Raw genomic sequence first — 15,069 nt, forward strand, 5'->3', positions numbered from 1 at the left:
CGACCTCGATCTCGGACAGGCCGGTCTCGGTGACGAGGTTGGCGAGTTCGCGCACGAGGTCGGAATCGATCGGATCGTGCTTGGGCATCGGGGCCTGTCTTCTCGGGACGTTCTTCTTGGGATGCTCTTTCCGGGGTCTGCCGCGCCGCGAGCCGGCGTCGGCGGCCCGGACGGCCCACGGACCGCGCGGCATCCGGTGCGCGTGGGCGACCGTCGGACGAGGGGCCTCGGCCGCGGCGCGCGCCTTCAGCAGGAGGCGTGGCCGCACTGGCGCACGTCGGCGATGGTCTTGCGGATCGGATCGACGCCGACCGCGCCGGGGATGATCTCGTCGCCGATGATGAAGGCGGGCGTGCCCGACAGGCCGAGCTTGTCGCCCAAGCCGCGGTTCTCGGCGAGCGCGGCCTTCACCTCGGGCCCCTGCGCGTCCTTCTGGAGCCGGACGGTGTCGAGGCCCATCTCCTTGGCGACCTGGAGCGCCTTGGCGCCGTTCACCCGGCCCTTCGCGTCGAGCAGCTTCTGGTGGTACTCGAACAGCCTGTCGCCCTTGAGCTGCTGCTTGACCGCGAGCGCGATCTGGCTTGCCTCCAGCGACTCGGGGCCGAGCACCGGGAAGTCCTTGATGACGACGCGCAGCTTCGGGTCGGCCTTGATCAGCGCCTGCACGTCGCCGAGGGCCTTGCGGCAGTAGCCGCAATTGTAGTCGAAGAACTCGATCAGGGTGATGTCGCCCGCCGGGTTGCCGGCGATCACGTCGTGCGGGCTGTCGAGCAGCGCCTTGCGCGATTCCTTCAGCGCCGCGGCCTGGGCGAGGCGCTGCGTCTCCACCTGCCGCTTCTCGCCCTCGGCGATCGCCTCCTGAAGCACCTCGGGGTTCTTGACGAGGTAGTCCCTGACGATCGCCTCGATGCCGGCGCGCTGCGCGTCGGTGAAGGGTGCGGCCGTCTGCGCGAGCGCCGGCGCGGCGAGCCCGAGGCTCAGGGCGAGGATCGTCAGGGATCGGGAGAAGGGCATACGTCCTCGCTGAGCGGGCAGACCGGGCCGGTGCGTGATCGACCGCTAGCGGCCGGGTTAGGCGTTTTCGCGGCGCCGGGTCAATTCTCGCCGCGCCGCGCCAACGATCCTGCACCGAGTCGTCGTCCCCATGCTCAATCCGGTCCGCGCCTTCCGGCTGCGCCCGCGCCTCCTCGGCGCGATGGGCCTCGCCGCTGCCGTCGCCCTGATCCTGCCGGGTCCGTCGGCGGGCACGCGCCTGCTCACGGGCTGGTGCGTCGGCGTCGTCGTCTACGCGGTGCTGATCGTCCGCCAGGCCACGGGGCAGTCCCGCGACGCCCTGCGCCGACAGGCCGCGCGCCTCGACGACAGCGCCGCCGCGATCTCGGTCTTCGCGCTGCTCGCCGCCGCCGCCAGCTTCGGGGCGGTGGCGGTGCTGGTGCTGGGCGGGCGCGCGACCGGCGCCGGCAAGGCCTACGACCTCGCGCTCGCGGGCGCGACGGTGCTCTGCGCCTGGGTGTTCGTGCAGCTCGTCTTCACGATCCACTACGCCCACGTCTACCACGGCGCGGGCGACGCGGGCGAGAGCCGGGGCGGCCTCGACTTCCACGGCGACGCGGAGCCCGACTTCTGGGACTTCCTGTACTTCGCCGTCACCATCGGCGCGGCGGCGGCGACCTCGGACACCAACATCACGAGCAAGCGCATGCGCCGGATCGCGACAGTGCAGACCGTCTACGCCTACCTGTTCAACACGGGCGTGCTGGCGCTCGCGGTGAACATGGCGGCGGGGTTCGTGGGGCGTTGAGTTGCCGGTACATCTTCGAACGCGGACAACTTCCGGCTGCAACCGCCTCGCGTGCCGTGACGGACGTAGCGCCGTCATCCGTCCGTACGCGGTGCGGCCCCCCTTGGCGGGCGAGTGTTCAGGTCTGTCCGGAGAGGTCACGCCCCTCATCCTGTCCTTCTCCCCATGGGAGAAGGGACCCGTGCTCGATCCGGAATTCCGTCGGCAACGCGGTATATCGGCACGGACATGTCGAGGTGCATGGTCCTCGTGGGAACTATCAAGGCGCGCTCGCCGCCAATGATGATGGATTTCCGTCGAGGCCGACGGAACGAGGCGCATCGAGCCGTGAGCGTGGTCCACCGGGTTGCCGGCTACGACAAGGTATCGGAGCGGCTGGAATTGGAGCGGGACGTGCCGCCGGCCCTCGTCATGGAGGCTCGGCAAGCCGCCGAAGCACCTGCGGACGTTCGGGACGCGCCGGGCGCCTTTCCGCTCGGCGCGGCGGCGGTGACGCGGCTGTCCGAACTGCTCGGCTTCCCGACGAGCGCCGAACGCTACGATTGGTTCCTCGAACCGTTCGCCGGCTGACCGGGCTTGCCCTTCGCACCTCGTCTCGGTCAAACCCGGTTCACCCGGAAGCCTTGACGGCCCGTCTCCGATCGCGCCCATGCGTCGTTCGCCTCTAACGACGCGAGCGCGGAGCCCGTTCCCGTCGGCGCGGATCGCCTGCCGACGGCGCTTCCGGTGCGCCGTCCTCCGTCTCACCCAGCGTTCGACCCCATGATTCCCACCTCCCGCCGCGTCGCCGCGGTCGCGCCCTTCCTCGCCATGGACGTGATGGCGGCCGCCGCCGCCAAGGTGCGGCAGGGCGAGGACGTGGTGCGGATGGAGATCGGCCAGCCCTCCGCGCCGGCGCCGCGGGCGGTAATCGCAGCAGCGCAGCGGGCGCTGGAACGCGGGCGCGTGCCCTACACCGAGGCGCTGGGGATGCCCGCTTTGCGCGCGCGCATCGCGCGGGACTACCGCGAGCGCCACGGCGTCGCCGTCGCGCCGGAGCGCGTCGTGATCACCACCGGCTCGTCGGCGGGCTTCATCCTGGCTTTCCTGGGCCTGTTCGACGCGGGCGCCCGCGTCGGCGTGCCCCAGCCGGGATACCCGGCCTACCGCAACATCCTGGCGGCGCTCGACCTCGTGCCCGTGCCGATGCGGCTGCGGGCTGAGGACCGCTTCGCCCCGACCGCCGCGCTCCTGCGGGCGACGCACGCGGCGCACGACCTCTCGGGCGTGCTGGCGATGAGCCCGGCCAACCCCTCCGGCACGGTGATCGGCGCGGGCGCGCTCCGCGACCTCTGCGCGGAGGCGCGCCGCCTGCGGCTGCCCTTCGTCTCCGACGAGATCTACCACGGCCTCAGCTACGGCGTGCCGACGACGACGGCCCTGCGCTTCGAGCCCGAGGCGATCGTGATCAACTCGTTCTCGAAGTACCACTGCATGACCGGCTGGCGCGTCGGCTGGATGGTGGTGCCGGACGCGCTGGTCCGACCGATCGAGCGGCTGGCGCAGCACCTCTACATCTCGGCGCCCTACCTCTCGCAGGTGGGCGCGCTCGCCGCCCTCGACGCGACCGCGGACCTCGACGCGGTGCGCGACGGCTACGCGCGGAACCGCGAGATCCTGCTCGATGCGTTCCCGCGCCTCGGCCTCGGGCGCACGCATCCGGTCGACGGCGCGTTCTACCTCTACGCGGACGTCGCCGACCTCACGAACGACGCCGCCGTCTTCTGCCGGCGGATGCTCGACGAGGCCGGTGTCGCGGCAACGCCCGGCCTCGACTTCGACCGGGAGGCAGGCGGCCACCACGTCCGGTTCTCGTTCGCCGGCTCCGAGGCCGAGTGCCGCGAGGCGGTGGCGCGCCTGCGGAGCTGGCTCGGGTAGGCGGTGGGTTTCAGGCCGCGTCGCGCTCCGTGGACTCCGCCGCGGCGCACGCCGCCGCGGTCGCCGCATCGAAGGCCCGGAAGGCGATCGTGGCCGCGTCCCAGTCCTGCATGCGCACGTCTGCGCACAGCGCGGTCGCCTGCGCCGCGGCCTCGCCGAGGTTTGCGCGCACCGCCGCCGGCAGGACCGGGTCCACGGTGACGGTCATCATCCCGGTATCGGGCACGGCGCCGACGAGGATCGAGGCCAGCCGGCGCTTCCAGGCGGCGCAATCGGCCGGCAGGCGGGCGAGCGCCAGGGCCAGCGGGTCGCCTCCTGGCGGTCGAGCAGCGCGCGGCTCATCGCTTCCAGCGCATCGAGCCGGCCGATCGCGTCCCCGATCTCGCCGCGCGATTTCTCGGTGCCCGTCGCGATCCGCCCGATGCTGGAGGCGATCGCGCCGGTGACGCGGATCTGCTGGGCCATCACAGGGCTCTCCCGAACGAATTCGGGTCACCTTAAGCCCGCATGGTTCAACCAATGGTAAAACTCATCCCATATTTACACGCAGAAAGAGCATATGGCGCGCCACGCGGTGACGGAATGCCTGCACCCGCGATGGGATGGCAATCGCGGGCGCGGACTTCTACTCGCCGGTCAGCGCGGCCTTGGTGCGCGACCACCAGCCGGCGCGCTTGGGCCGGTCGGGATCGGAGGGTTCGCTGAGCACGACGGCCACGGGCTCCGGCGCGCGCATGGGCGCCGGAGCCGGCTCGGCCTGCGCCGGGCCGGACGCCGCGACGGGCTCCTCCGTCTCGGACGGCAGGGAGACCGGCAGCGCGATGGCCGTCTCGGCGGGCGGTGCCGCCTCCGCGATCGCCTCGGCCACCGCCGCGGCGCTCACCGGCTCGTCGGACCCGAGGACGGCGACCGGATCGTCGCCGGGCTCGGACGGCGCAGCGGACCCGGCCTGCGCCGGCTCGCCGCCGTCGCGGCCGCGCCCCTCGGCACGGCCCCGCCCGCCCCGGCGCCCGCGGCGGCGGCGGCGGCCGCCGGCATCCTCGTCCGTCTCGGACGCCTCGACGGGCTCGGAACCGGCCGCCTCCGCGGGCTCGGAGCCGGCCGCCCCGGCGGTGTCGGTCTCGCCCTCGGCGTCCTCGTCGTCGCCCGCATCCGCACCGGCATCCGCGGCGCGCTCGTCCGTGCCGTTGTCGGCCCGGCCGCCGCGCTTGCGCCGGCGCCGGCGCCGGCGGCGCTGTCCCTCTTCGGCGGTCTCGGATGCCGCGGAGCGCCCCTCGCCGGCGCCTTCGGCCTCGTCGCCCTCGGTCTCGCCCGAGCCATCGACTGCGGCGACCGCATCCTCGACGGGCTCGTCCTCGGCCTCCTCGACGTAATCGTCCTCCTCGATCTCGGACACGGGCGAGATCGCCGCCGCGCGGATGCCGGTGACCGGCGCCTCCGCCCGCTGCGCGATGTCGCCGCGATCGATCTGGAACGCCGTGGTCGCGCCGAGGCGCTCGTCGGCGGCGATCTGAACGGTGACGGAGAAGCGCATCTCCAGTTCGTGCAGGTGGCCGCGCTTCTGGTTGAGGATGTACAGCGCCACCTCGGTGCGGGTGCGAAGGATCAGGTTGTGGGTCGCCGACTTGAGCAGCGCCTCCTCGATCGAGCGCAGGATCTGCAGCGCGACGGAGGCCGTGGCGCGCACGAACCCGGAGCCGCCGCAATGGATGCACGGGATCGACGAGGATTCGAGCACGCCCGTGCGGATGCGCTGGCGGCTCATCTCCAGCAGGCCGAAGGGCGAGATCCGGCCGACCTGGATGCGGGCGCGGTCGTTCTTCAGGCAGTCGTTGAGCTTCTTCTCGACGGCGCGGTTGTTGCGCTTCTCCTCCATGTCGATGAAGTCGATCACCACCAGGCCGGCGAGATCGCGCAGGCGCAACTGGCGCGCGACCTCCTCGGCCGCCTCCATGTTGGTGCGCAAAGCCGTGTCCTCGATGTCGTGCTCGCGGGTCGAGCGCCCGGAGTTCACGTCGATGGAGACCAGAGCCTCGGTCGGGTTGATGACGAGGTAGCCGCCGGACTTCAGCGTGACGTGGGTCGAGAACATCGCGTCGAGCTGCTGCTCGACGCCATGCCTGGCGAAGATCGGCGTCGGGTCGCGGTAGGGTTTCACCACCTTCGCCTGCTGCGGCATCAGCATGCGCATGAAGTCGCGCGCCTCCGCGTAGGCGTCCTCGCCCGAGACCAGCACCTCGTCGAGGTCCTTGTTGTACAGGTCGCGGATGGCGCGCTTGATCAGCGAGCCCTCCTCGTAGACCAGCGCCGGCGCGGTCGAGGACAGGGTCAGCGCGCGGACCGATTCCCACAGGCGCATCAGGTATTCGAAGTCGCGCTTGATCTCCGGCATGGTGCGGGAGGCGCCGGCGGTGCGCAGGATCACGCCCATGCCGTCCGGCACCTCCAGCGCCTGCGCCGTCTCCTTCAGCCGCTTGCGGTCGGCAGCAGACGTGATCTTGCGCGAGATGCCGCCGCCGCGGCCGGTGTTGGGCATCAGCACCGAGTAGCGGCCGGCGAGCGACAGGTAGGTGGTCAGCGCCGCGCCCTTGGTGCCGCGCTCCTCCTTCACCACCTGCACGAGGATGATCTGACGGCGCTTGATCACCTCCTGGATCTTGTAGTGCCGGCGATGGCTGCGCGGGCGCTCGGGCAACTCGGCGAGCGCATCTCCGCTGCCGCCGACCTGGGCGATCTTGGGCTCGGCGTCGGGGTCCTCGTCGCCGTCGTCCTCGTCGGATTCCTCGTCGTCGCCGTCGTCCTCGTCGTCCTCGTCCGGATCGTCGTCCTCGTCCGCCGCATCCTGCGCGGCGGTCTCCGCCTCGGGCGCCTCCGCGACGGTCAGGCCCTCGGCCACGGCGACGATCGCCTCGGGACGCGGCCCAACCTCGGCCATGTCGGCGTCTTCCGATGCGCCCTCATCGACCGGTGCGGCGTCCTGCGGCGCCTCGGCCCGCTGCACGTCGGCGTCGTGCGCCGCGGAAGGATGGCCCTCGGCCGCCGTCTCGGGCAGGTCGGCGGAGGCGTCGCCCCCCGGCGCGGCGGCGCCCTCGGCGTGCGGCTCTTCCACGTGCGAAGGCTCTTCCACGTATGAAGAGTCTTCCGCATGCGGAAGGTCTTCGGCGCTCACCGTCTCGTCGGACCTGGCGGCGGCCTCGGCGCGGCGCCCGCGGACGCGGCGTCCGTTGGAGCGCGGCGCCGCGCGGCGGCGCTCCTCGCGCTCGCGGTGCTCCTCGGCGTCGCGGGCCTCGTCCTCCAGAAGCGCCTGACGGTCGGCCAGCGGGATCTGATAGTAGTCCGGGTGGATCTCGCTGAAGGCGAGGAAGCCGTGGCGGTTGCCGCCGTACTCGACGAAGGCGGCCTGGAGCGAGGGCTCCACGCGGATCACCTTGGCGAGGTAGATGTTGCCGCGAAGCTGGCGGCGGTCGGCCGCCTCGAAGTCGAACTCCTCAACCCTGGAACCGTGGACCGTGACGACCCGGGTCTCCTCCGGGTGCATCGCGTCGATGAGCATCTTGTTGGCCATGACGAACTTTCGACATGGCGGCGGGCGTCGCTCTCCTGGGCCCGTGTCCCGGTGGAGCCTCTCCCGGCCTGAAGGCCGTTGCGGAGAGGGCTCGCGCCGGCCTCGACGAGGCCGCGGGGGCTGAACTGAAGGGATTGCCGCCAACCGCCGCTCGGCGCGCGCGATCCGCGCACCTGGGGTTGAACCTGGCCGGGGGGCTGGACGGACCGGCGCGACGCGAAACGCGCGCGCTGGCGGCACGGGCAACGGCAACCGATGCTGTGCCTCCGTCCATCCGTGTCCCCGACCTCGCGAAAACCATCCCGGCCGGCCCTCGCCGGAGGGCGGCCGCAACGTCCAAAAAATCCGTGCGGCGGGCTGAGACCCGTCGCGTGTGCAGTGCCCAGACCGATCGGCGCGAAGCGTCCGAGAGGACACGGCGGCGTTAAGGCTCGAGACCGCCTGAAGACGCGTCCCCGCCCCGTTGCGGGGCTTCGACGCGCCGACGGTCGCATGCGACCGGACAAGGCGGGCCATCATTACAGATCGTCGCAGGGATTTGGCAAGACCGTCACGGGGGTCCGGGGCGATCGTTTCGAGGCGGGGTCCGTGTCCTCACGGGCGGCCCACGACGGGCGTTGCGCATCCACGGCCCGGATGCGCCGCGCGCCGGGGCGCCGGAACGCAGGTTTCGCGATCATGGACGCCCCGGCACCCGGTCCGCCGGCCCCCCCCCGAACCGTGAACGACGGCGGGTGCGAAAACCCTTCCGGGCCGCGCGCGTTCGTGACAGATCCGCGCAGGCAGGCAACGGGACGCGTCCGGCCGAGGGAGATCGAAGCGATGGCCGACCGAGAGCCGGTGCTGACGTCCGTCCCGATCGCGGAGCTGCGCCCGACGCAGATGACCGTGGGCTACCGCGAGGTCGCCGAGAAGCGCAGGCGCTGGCGCGAGAACGACGCCGGCAAGCGCGCGGCCTTCCTCGCGGCGCACATGGTGCCGACGCTGCTCGGGCCGAAGAAGCACCACTACGTCATCGACCACCACCACCTCTCCCGCGCCCTGCTGGAGGAGGGTGTCGAGCGCGTGCTCGTCACCGTGGTCGCCGACCTGCACCACCTCGACAAGGAGGCGTTCTGGACGGTGTGCGACCACAGGTCGTGGGTGCACCCCTACGATGCCGACGGCGTCCGCGTCGGGTTCAGGGACATCCCGAAGGCGATGGCGGATCTGGCCGACGATCCCTACCGGAGCCTGGCCGGCGAACTCCGCCGGGCCGGGGGATTTGCCAAGGACACGACGCCCTTCAGCGAATTCCTCTGGGCCGACTATCTCCGCCGCCACGTCGAGGCCAAGCTCATTGGCAACGACTTCTCCGCCGCCCTCAAGGAGGCGATGGCGCTGGCCAAGGCGCCCGAGGCCGGCTACCTGCCCGGCTGGTGCGGACGGGTCGAGCGTTGAGGCGGCTCCCGAAGCGCCTCGCGCGACGGCGGCCGGCTGCCCGGCCGCAGCCATCGCACGAGCCGCCCCTCGACGCGCACCCGGCCCGCGGGATAGCCTCGCGCGATGCCGACACAGCCGCGCTTCGCCGCCCTCGCCGTTCCCGTCTCCGCCGCCCTCGCGCTGCTCGCCGGCGTCGCGCACGCCCAGGACAGGGGCAGCGTCAACCCGAAGCCGCTGCCGCCGCTGGAGAATCCGGACGCGCCCGCGACGCCGGCCAAGGCCCTGTTCGGGCGGGTGACCGCTCCGGCGCCCGGCCCGGCCCACGCCTACGGCTCCTATGCCAAGGGCTGCTTCTCCGGCGGCGAGGCGCTGCCGGTCGACGGGGCGACGTGGCAGGTGATGCGGCTGTCGCGCAATCGGAACTGGGGTACGCCCGCCCTCGTCGACTTCTTGGAGCGGCTGGCCGCCCAGGCGCCGCGGGCCGGCTGGCCGGGGCTGCTGGTCGGCGACATGTCGCAGCCCCGCGGCGGGCCTATGCTGACGGGCCACGCCTCGCACCAGCTCGGCCTCGACGCCGACATCTGGCTGACCCCGATGCCGGACCACCGCATGAGCCGGGTCGAGCGCGAGGAGACCTCGGCCACCGACATGGTGCGCGCCGACCGCCTCGACGTCGATCCCGAGACCTGGACGCCGGAGCGGCTGCGGCTGATCCGTCTCACCGCCGAGCAGCCGGAGGTGGCGCGCCTCTTCGTCAACCCGGCGATCAAGAAGGCGCTCTGCCGCGAGGCTGGCGGCGACCGGGGCTGGCTGCGCAAGGTGCGCCCAATGTACGGGCACAACTACCACTACCATATTCGCCTGGGTTGCCCCGACGGCCAGGATTCCTGCGGCGACCAGGCCGCCCCGCCCCCCGGCGACGGCTGCGGCGAGGAACTGGCCTACTGGTTCAGCGACGCGATCCTCCACCCGAAGCCCCCGAAGGTGAAGCCGACGCCGCGCCCGGCGATGACCATGGCCGCGCTCCCGGCCGCGTGCCGCGCGGTGCTGAAGGCGCGATGATCGGGACTTCACGGATCGGGACTTCGCGGCGATGACAGTGTTCGACCTGCTTCGGATCGGGCGCCGGAAGAAGCCGGACCCGTTCATCCCCGGCTTCGATCCGGTGTTCTACGCGGGCGCCTATCCCGACGTCGCGGCCTCCGGCCTGTCGCCGACGGAGCATTACCGGACCATCGGCCGGGCCGAGCACCGGGACCCGAACGCCTATTTCAGCGCGCAAGGCTATCTGCGGGCCAACCCCGACGTCGCGGCGGCGAAGTTCGACCCGCTCTCTCACTTCCTCCTGCACGGCCTCGCGCGCGACTACCGCGGCTGGGAGCGGGACGCGCGCCCCGTGCCGCCGGACCCGGCGCCCGGCCCCGCCGTCGGCGGCCTCGCGCCCTGGCTTCCCGACTTCACGACGTTCCTGCGGGACGCGGTCACCGGACTGGAAGACGCGCTGACCGCCGACCCCGGGAACGCGCGCCTCCGGGGCGTGCTGGACTACTGGTGGTTCCACCGGAAACGCTGGCTGACGACGTTCCGGATCATGAGCCCGTTCATCGATCCCGGCGCGAGCGTGATCGAGGTCGGCGGGGCCTCGCCGCTCTCGACCTTCCTGGAGGGCCGCGGCCTGCGGGTGGCCCAGACCGTCCACGACCTGCGCCAGCCGATGCCCGAGGTCGCCGACGCGAGCCACGACGCGGTGCTCTGCCTGGAGGTGATCGAGCACATCAAGGACCGGGACGGCAGCGGCCCGCTCGACAGCTTCAACGGCTCCGGCGTCGCCTGCCTCGTGTCCGAGATGCATCGGGTGCTGAAGCCCGGCGGCCTCGTCGTCTGCACCACCCCGAACGCCTGCGCCTACGGCGTCATCGCCCGCGCCGTGAAGATGGAGCCGCCGATGTTCTTCCGAAAGCACGTCCGCGAGTTCACCCCCGACGAGCTGCGTTCCGCGTTCGAGGCGGCGGGCTTCGCGACGCTTCTCCTGGAGACGCCGCCGGAGCCGTGGGGCCAGCGCGGCGACCTCGACGTCGCCGCGGTCGAACGGATGGTCCGCCGCGCCGGCGGCCCGACGGATCTGCGGGAGGAGGACATCGTCGCCGTCTTCCGCAAGATAGCAAGGTAGCAAGGCCGGAGCCTGACGGCGGCCGTTCACGAAAGCTCTTCCCCCGGCGTCGGTTCGGCCGCCGCGGCGCCGGGCTCCGGCGCGAGTGGTGCGGGGGCGGGCCTCGCATCCCCCACGAGCGAGCCGATCAGGGCGAGGAGCGCCTGATGCTCGGGCCCGCCCGCGTCCGCCCGCAGGAAGGCGCCGACCGCCATCTCGGAGGGCCGCCCGCCCGAGGGCGCGTTCGGCTCGTGCAGGATCGCCACGGCCCCGCCCGGGCCTCGGCGGAGCCACCAGCGGTCGCCGTTCTCGCTCGCGTGGATCAGGCGTCGGTCGGTGATCATCAGGCTGTCCCGTCGCGCGGCGGCGCAGGACGGCAATGCGGACCGGACCCGATTCGCTCCCAATCCACCGGGGGTGATCCGCCCCGTGCGGTGGTCGCGGCCGTAAGTGAACGCATGGGTAAACGCCGCCGCGACGATGCTTCACGGGCGGTTCCCGGCAGCGCGGCACGGGTCCTGCAAATGGACTGGAAAGGCGCGCCTGGCCGCTCCGTTGCCGAGACGCGAGGCGGTCCCGAACGGGCACGCGTTTGCGACGCCGGGCTGCCTTGAGCCGCAAATCGCCACCGCTCCCGGAGTGAAGCCATGATCGCCCGCCGCACCCTCCTCGCCGGCCTCGGAGCCGGGCTCGTCTCCGCGCCCTTCGTCGCGCGCGCAGCGGAGCCCACCACGATCCGGATGGGCTCGCTCAAGCTGATCCACTCGATCGCCCCGTACTTCTACGAGCGGTTCACGCCGGCCGGCTTCAAGGTGGAGGTGATCCCGTTCGAGAGCCCGACCGAGTGCAAGAACGCGGTGGTCACGAAGTCGGTCGATTTCGGCACCTTCGGCATCGCGGCGGCGACGCTGGGCGCCGCAGCGGGCGAGCCGCTGGAGGTGATCGCCTCAACCTGCAACGGCGGCATGGCGATCATCGCGAAGAAGGATTCCGACATCCGCGCGGTCAAGGACCTCCGGGGCAAGCGCGTCGCGATCTGGCCCGGCTCGACGCAGGAGGTGTTCGCGCTCGAACGGATGCGGATGGAGGGCCTGTCGATCAGGGACATCACCCCCGTGCGCATCTCGTTCTCGGAGATGCACATCGCCCTGGCGCGCGGCGACATCGATGCCTATGTCGGCGCCGAGCCCGGCCCCGGCGTCAGCCTGTCGAGCGGCGTCGGGCAACTCGTGGAATATCCCTACGGCACCGAGATGGGCGCGCTGAACATGGTGTTCGGCACCCACCGCGACACGATTGCCGAGAAGCCGGATCTCGTCCGCACGATGCTCGACATCCACCGCAAGGGCACCGAGTTCGCGGCCAAGAACCGCGACGCGATGATCGACATGGCGGTGGCCAAGCTCGGGCAGAAGCGCGAGGCGCTGGTGATCTCGGCCCCCAACGTCGACCTCACCTGGAAGCTCGGGCCCGACGAGGTCCGCAAGGCCAACGCCTACGCACAGCACATGCTCGCCCTGAAGCAGATCAAGCGCCTGCCCGACCCGGGCTTCATCGACACGACGTTCGTCGACGCGATGCGCGACGTGTGACGGCTTCGAGGAAAGCGCGCCTATCCCTCCCCCTTCTGCCGGGGAGGGATCGATCCAGGCTTTCGGGCTCCAGCGGCGGGAGGTTGCGATGCGCGACGCGGTTCAGGCACTCCCCGGTGATGCGGCGCCTGCCCGGTCACCACTCCGCCTCGGCGCCCTCAGGCGCCTGCGCGCCCCAGCCCTCGCCCTCGTCATCCCGGCAGCCCTCGCCCTGGTCTGGCACCTCGCGACGGTCGGCAAGCCCTACAGCCTGATCCCGCCGCCCGCGGACGTGTGGACCGCGATGCGCGACCTTGCCCTCGGCGGCATCAACGACGACGCCTTCAGCGGCACCCTGTGGGCGCACCTCTCCGCCTCGCTCAGTCGCGTCTTCGGCGGCTTCGCGCTCGCCGCCGCCGCGGCCCTGCCACTCGGCCTGCTGATCGGCCGCGTGCCGCTGATGCGGGCGCTGCTGGACCCGACCTTCCAGATCCTGCGCCCGGTGCCCGTCACCGCGTGGCTGCCGCTGGCGATGATCCTGTTCGGTCTCGGCCCGCGCTCGGCCTACTTCCTCGTCTTCCTCGGGGCGTTCTACCCGATCCTCGTCAACACCATCTTCGGCGTGCGCTCGGTCGAGCCGCGGCTGTTCGAAGCCGCGGCGATGCTCGGCTGCACCGGGACGGCGCAGTTCGCCCGCGTCGTGCTGCCGGCAGCCCTTCCCTCGATCTTCACGGGCCTGCGGCTCGGCTTAGGGTTCGCCTGGGTGGTGATCGTGGTGGGCGAGATGACCGGCGTGCAGACGGGCCTGGGCGCGATCATCATGGAGGCGCGCCAGCTCTCCCGCACCGAGATCGTGATCTGCGGCATGGTGGTGATCGGCGTCGCGGGCTTCGTCTCCGACCGGATCGTGATGGAGACCGGCCGCCGCCTGCTCGCCTGGAGCCCCGCGCATGGCTGATTCCCTTGGTTGATTCCGATGGCTGATCCGACTCTGCCCATCCTCGACGTGCGCAACGTCTCGAAGACCTACCGCGCGCAAGGCCGCACCACCGAGGCGTTGCGCGGGGCGAACCTCACGGTGCAGCGCGGAGACTTCGTCTGCCTGCTCGGGGCGTCGGGCTGCGGCAAGTCCACCCTGCTCCGCATCCTCGCCGGCTTCGAGGCCGCCACCGGAGGGCAGGCGCTGATGTGGGGCAAGCCGATCCCCGGCCCAGGCCCGAGCCGCGGCATGGTGTTCCAGGATTACGGCCTGTTCCCGTGGCTCACCGTGCGCCACAACATCGGCTTCGGCCCGAAGTCGCGGGGCCGCCCTCACGCCGAGGTGCGCGAGACCGCGGAACGCTACATCGACCTCGTCGGCCTCTCGCGCTTCGCCGACGCCTACCCGCACCAGCTCTCCGGCGGCATGAAGCAGCGCGTCGCCATCGCCCGCGTGCTCGCCAACGACGCCGAGGTCGTGCTGATGGACGAGCCGTTCGGGGCGCTCGATGCCATGACCCGCGAGCGGTTGCAGGACGAGCTCCTCGACCTGTGGCGCCGCACCGGGCTGACCGTGCTGTTCGTGACGCATGCCATCGAGGAGGCGATCTTCCTGGCCGACCGCATCGTGATGATGTCGCCCGGCCCCGGTCGGATCGAGGCGGTGCACGCCATCGACCTGCCCCGCCGCCGCGACGTGTCGAGCCCCGCCTTCAACGACGTGCGCCGGATGCTCTCGGCTCAGCTCCACAGCCACCACGCTCCGAAGGCCGCATGAGCACCGTCTCCCGCGACGACCCCCGCCGGCCCGAGAACCGCCTCGCCTACCGCGCGGCGATCGACCGCCCGCGGCTGGCGCTGCCCGGGGGCAAGGCGGTCGCGGTGTGGCCGGTGGTCAACGTCGAGCACTGGCTGATCGACAACCCCATGCCGCGCCAGATCCTGGTGCCGCCGACCGCGGCCGCGCTGCTGCCGGACCTGCCGAACTGGGCGTGGCACGAGTACGGGATGCGCGTCGGCTTCTGGCGCCTCCTCGAAGCCTTCGAGACGCGGCGCATCCGCCCGACCCTGTCGATCAACGGCTCGGTCTGCGCGGCCTATCCGCGGGTCGCTGGCGCGGCGCGGGACGCCGGCTGGGAGTTCATGGCCCACGGCTTCGAGCAGGTGCCGACGCACCGCACCGAGGACCAGCCGGCGATGATCGCGCGCACCGTCGCGGCGATCGAAACCTTCACCGGCCTGACGCCGCGCGGCTGGCTCGGGCCGGGCCTGACCGAGACGCTCGACACCCCCGATCACCTCAAGGCCGCCGGCATCGCCTATGTCGGCGACTTCGTGGTCGACGACCGGCCGTGCCGCGTCGCGACGAAGCACGGGCCGCTCGTCGCGCTGCCCTACTCGGTCGAGTTGAACGACATCCCGATGCTGGCCATCCAGCACCACCGCGCCGACGAGTTCGTGGAGCGGGCGCTGGCGAACTGCGACCGGCTCGCGCGCGAGTCCGCCGGCGGCGGGCCGCTGGCCGGCGCCAAGGTGATGGGATTTGCGATCCACCCCTACATCACCGGCGTGCCCCACCGCATCGGCCTGCTGGAGCGATTGCTCGACGCCCTGCTCGCGCGGCCGGACGTGGCGTTCATGCAGGGCGGCGACCTGCTCGACTGGT

Annotated in this window: 15 protein-coding genes and 1 pseudogene; 10 read left to right on the forward strand and 6 right to left on the reverse strand. The window is 72.0% G+C overall.

The features are described 5' to 3' along the window. Together ACFE86_RS15930 and ACFE86_RS15935 are read right to left on the reverse strand one after the other, a co-directional pair. Positions 1 to 193, reverse strand: a pseudogene (locus tag ACFE86_RS15930) (hypothetical protein); the annotation flags it as partial. A gap of 53 nt (positions 194 to 246) precedes the next feature. Continuing rightward, positions 247 to 1,014: a DsbA family protein gene (locus ACFE86_RS15935; protein WP_375456307.1), complete on the reverse strand. Its 768-nt coding sequence runs from the start codon at positions 1,012 to 1,014 to the stop codon at positions 247 to 249. A gap of 130 nt (positions 1,015 to 1,144) precedes the next feature. Here ACFE86_RS15935 and ACFE86_RS15940 point away from each other — a divergent pair, with 130 nt between their 5' ends. The 3 genes from ACFE86_RS15940 to ACFE86_RS15950 all read left to right on the forward strand — a co-directional run bounded on the left by ACFE86_RS15940 (position 1,145) and on the right by ACFE86_RS15950 (position 3,718). Beyond that, positions 1,145 to 1,801 carry a DUF1345 domain-containing protein gene (locus tag ACFE86_RS15940; protein ID WP_375456308.1) on the forward strand — a complete coding sequence of 219 codons (657 nt, stop codon included), beginning with the start codon at positions 1,145 to 1,147 and terminating at the stop codon, positions 1,799 to 1,801. Positions 1,802 to 2,128: 327 nt separating this feature from the next. Beyond that, positions 2,129 to 2,371, forward strand: coding sequence for a hypothetical protein (locus ACFE86_RS15945; protein WP_375456309.1), 243 nt, complete (start codon positions 2,129 to 2,131; stop codon positions 2,369 to 2,371). A 192-nt stretch (positions 2,372 to 2,563) separates the two neighbouring features. Continuing rightward, positions 2,564 to 3,718, forward strand: coding sequence for a pyridoxal phosphate-dependent aminotransferase (locus ACFE86_RS15950; RefSeq protein ID WP_375456310.1), 1,155 nt, complete (start codon positions 2,564 to 2,566; stop codon positions 3,716 to 3,718). Between the two features lie 10 nt (positions 3,719 to 3,728). Here ACFE86_RS15950 and ACFE86_RS15955 read toward each other — a convergent pair whose 3' ends face one another. The 3 genes from ACFE86_RS15955 to ACFE86_RS15965 all read right to left on the reverse strand — a co-directional run bounded on the left by ACFE86_RS15955 (position 3,729) and on the right by ACFE86_RS15965 (position 7,283). Then, entirely contained in the window at positions 3,729 to 3,926 is a 198-nt protein-coding gene (locus tag ACFE86_RS15955) for a hypothetical protein (RefSeq protein WP_375456311.1), read from the reverse strand. Then, a complete protein-coding gene (locus ACFE86_RS15960) occupies positions 3,926 to 4,183 on the reverse strand; it encodes a hypothetical protein (RefSeq protein WP_375456312.1) in 258 nt (85 codons plus the stop codon). Before ACFE86_RS15960 ends, ACFE86_RS15955 begins: the two co-directional genes overlap by 1 nt. A 160-nt stretch (positions 4,184 to 4,343) precedes the next feature. Beyond that, on the reverse strand, positions 4,344 to 7,283 hold the full coding sequence (locus ACFE86_RS15965; protein ID WP_375456313.1) for an Rne/Rng family ribonuclease: 2,940 nt from the start codon (positions 7,281 to 7,283) through the stop codon (positions 4,344 to 4,346). A gap of 822 nt (positions 7,284 to 8,105) precedes the next feature. On the opposite strand from ACFE86_RS15965, the gene ACFE86_RS15970 reads away from it, so the two are divergent. The 3 genes from ACFE86_RS15970 to ACFE86_RS15980 all read left to right on the forward strand — a co-directional run bounded on the left by ACFE86_RS15970 (position 8,106) and on the right by ACFE86_RS15980 (position 10,875). Beyond that, positions 8,106 to 8,723, forward strand: a complete 618-nt coding sequence (locus ACFE86_RS15970; RefSeq protein WP_375456314.1) for a ParB-like protein — start codon at positions 8,106 to 8,108, stop codon at positions 8,721 to 8,723. 105 nt (positions 8,724 to 8,828) lie between these two features. After that, positions 8,829 to 9,767: a penicillin-insensitive murein endopeptidase gene (gene mepA / locus ACFE86_RS15975; protein ID WP_375456315.1), complete on the forward strand. Its 939-nt coding sequence runs from the start codon at positions 8,829 to 8,831 to the stop codon at positions 9,765 to 9,767. Between the two features lie 31 nt (positions 9,768 to 9,798). After that, complete coding sequence (locus ACFE86_RS15980; protein ID WP_375456316.1) at positions 9,799 to 10,875, forward strand: methyltransferase domain-containing protein; 1,077 nt, start codon at positions 9,799 to 9,801, stop codon at positions 10,873 to 10,875. A 26-nt stretch (positions 10,876 to 10,901) separates the two neighbouring features. Here ACFE86_RS15980 and ACFE86_RS15985 read toward each other — a convergent pair whose 3' ends face one another. Continuing rightward, positions 10,902 to 11,198, reverse strand: a complete 297-nt coding sequence (locus ACFE86_RS15985; protein ID WP_375456317.1) for a hypothetical protein — start codon at positions 11,196 to 11,198, stop codon at positions 10,902 to 10,904. A 303-nt stretch (positions 11,199 to 11,501) separates the two neighbouring features. Here ACFE86_RS15985 and ACFE86_RS15990 point away from each other — a divergent pair, with 303 nt between their 5' ends. The 4 genes from ACFE86_RS15990 to ACFE86_RS16005 all read left to right on the forward strand — a co-directional run. After that, positions 11,502 to 12,446: an ABC transporter substrate-binding protein gene (locus tag ACFE86_RS15990; RefSeq protein WP_375456318.1), complete on the forward strand. Its 945-nt coding sequence runs from the start codon at positions 11,502 to 11,504 to the stop codon at positions 12,444 to 12,446. An 88-nt stretch (positions 12,447 to 12,534) separates the two neighbouring features. Then, positions 12,535 to 13,383 (forward strand): ABC transporter permease, encoded by an 849-nt coding sequence (locus ACFE86_RS15995; protein WP_375456319.1) that lies wholly within the window; start codon positions 12,535 to 12,537, stop codon positions 13,381 to 13,383. A gap of 18 nt (positions 13,384 to 13,401) precedes the next feature. Beyond that, positions 13,402 to 14,181, forward strand: a complete 780-nt coding sequence (locus ACFE86_RS16000) for an ABC transporter ATP-binding protein (RefSeq protein ID WP_375456320.1) — start codon at positions 13,402 to 13,404, stop codon at positions 14,179 to 14,181. Then, positions 14,178 to 15,069, forward strand: an 892-nt coding sequence (locus ACFE86_RS16005; protein ID WP_375456321.1) for a polysaccharide deacetylase family protein, incomplete at its 3' end; no start/stop codon positions are given. The genes ACFE86_RS16000 and ACFE86_RS16005, both read left to right, overlap by 4 nt.

The organism is uncultured Methylobacterium sp. (assembly GCF_964244095.1).
Lineage (GTDB): Bacteria > Pseudomonadota > Alphaproteobacteria > Rhizobiales > Beijerinckiaceae > Methylobacterium.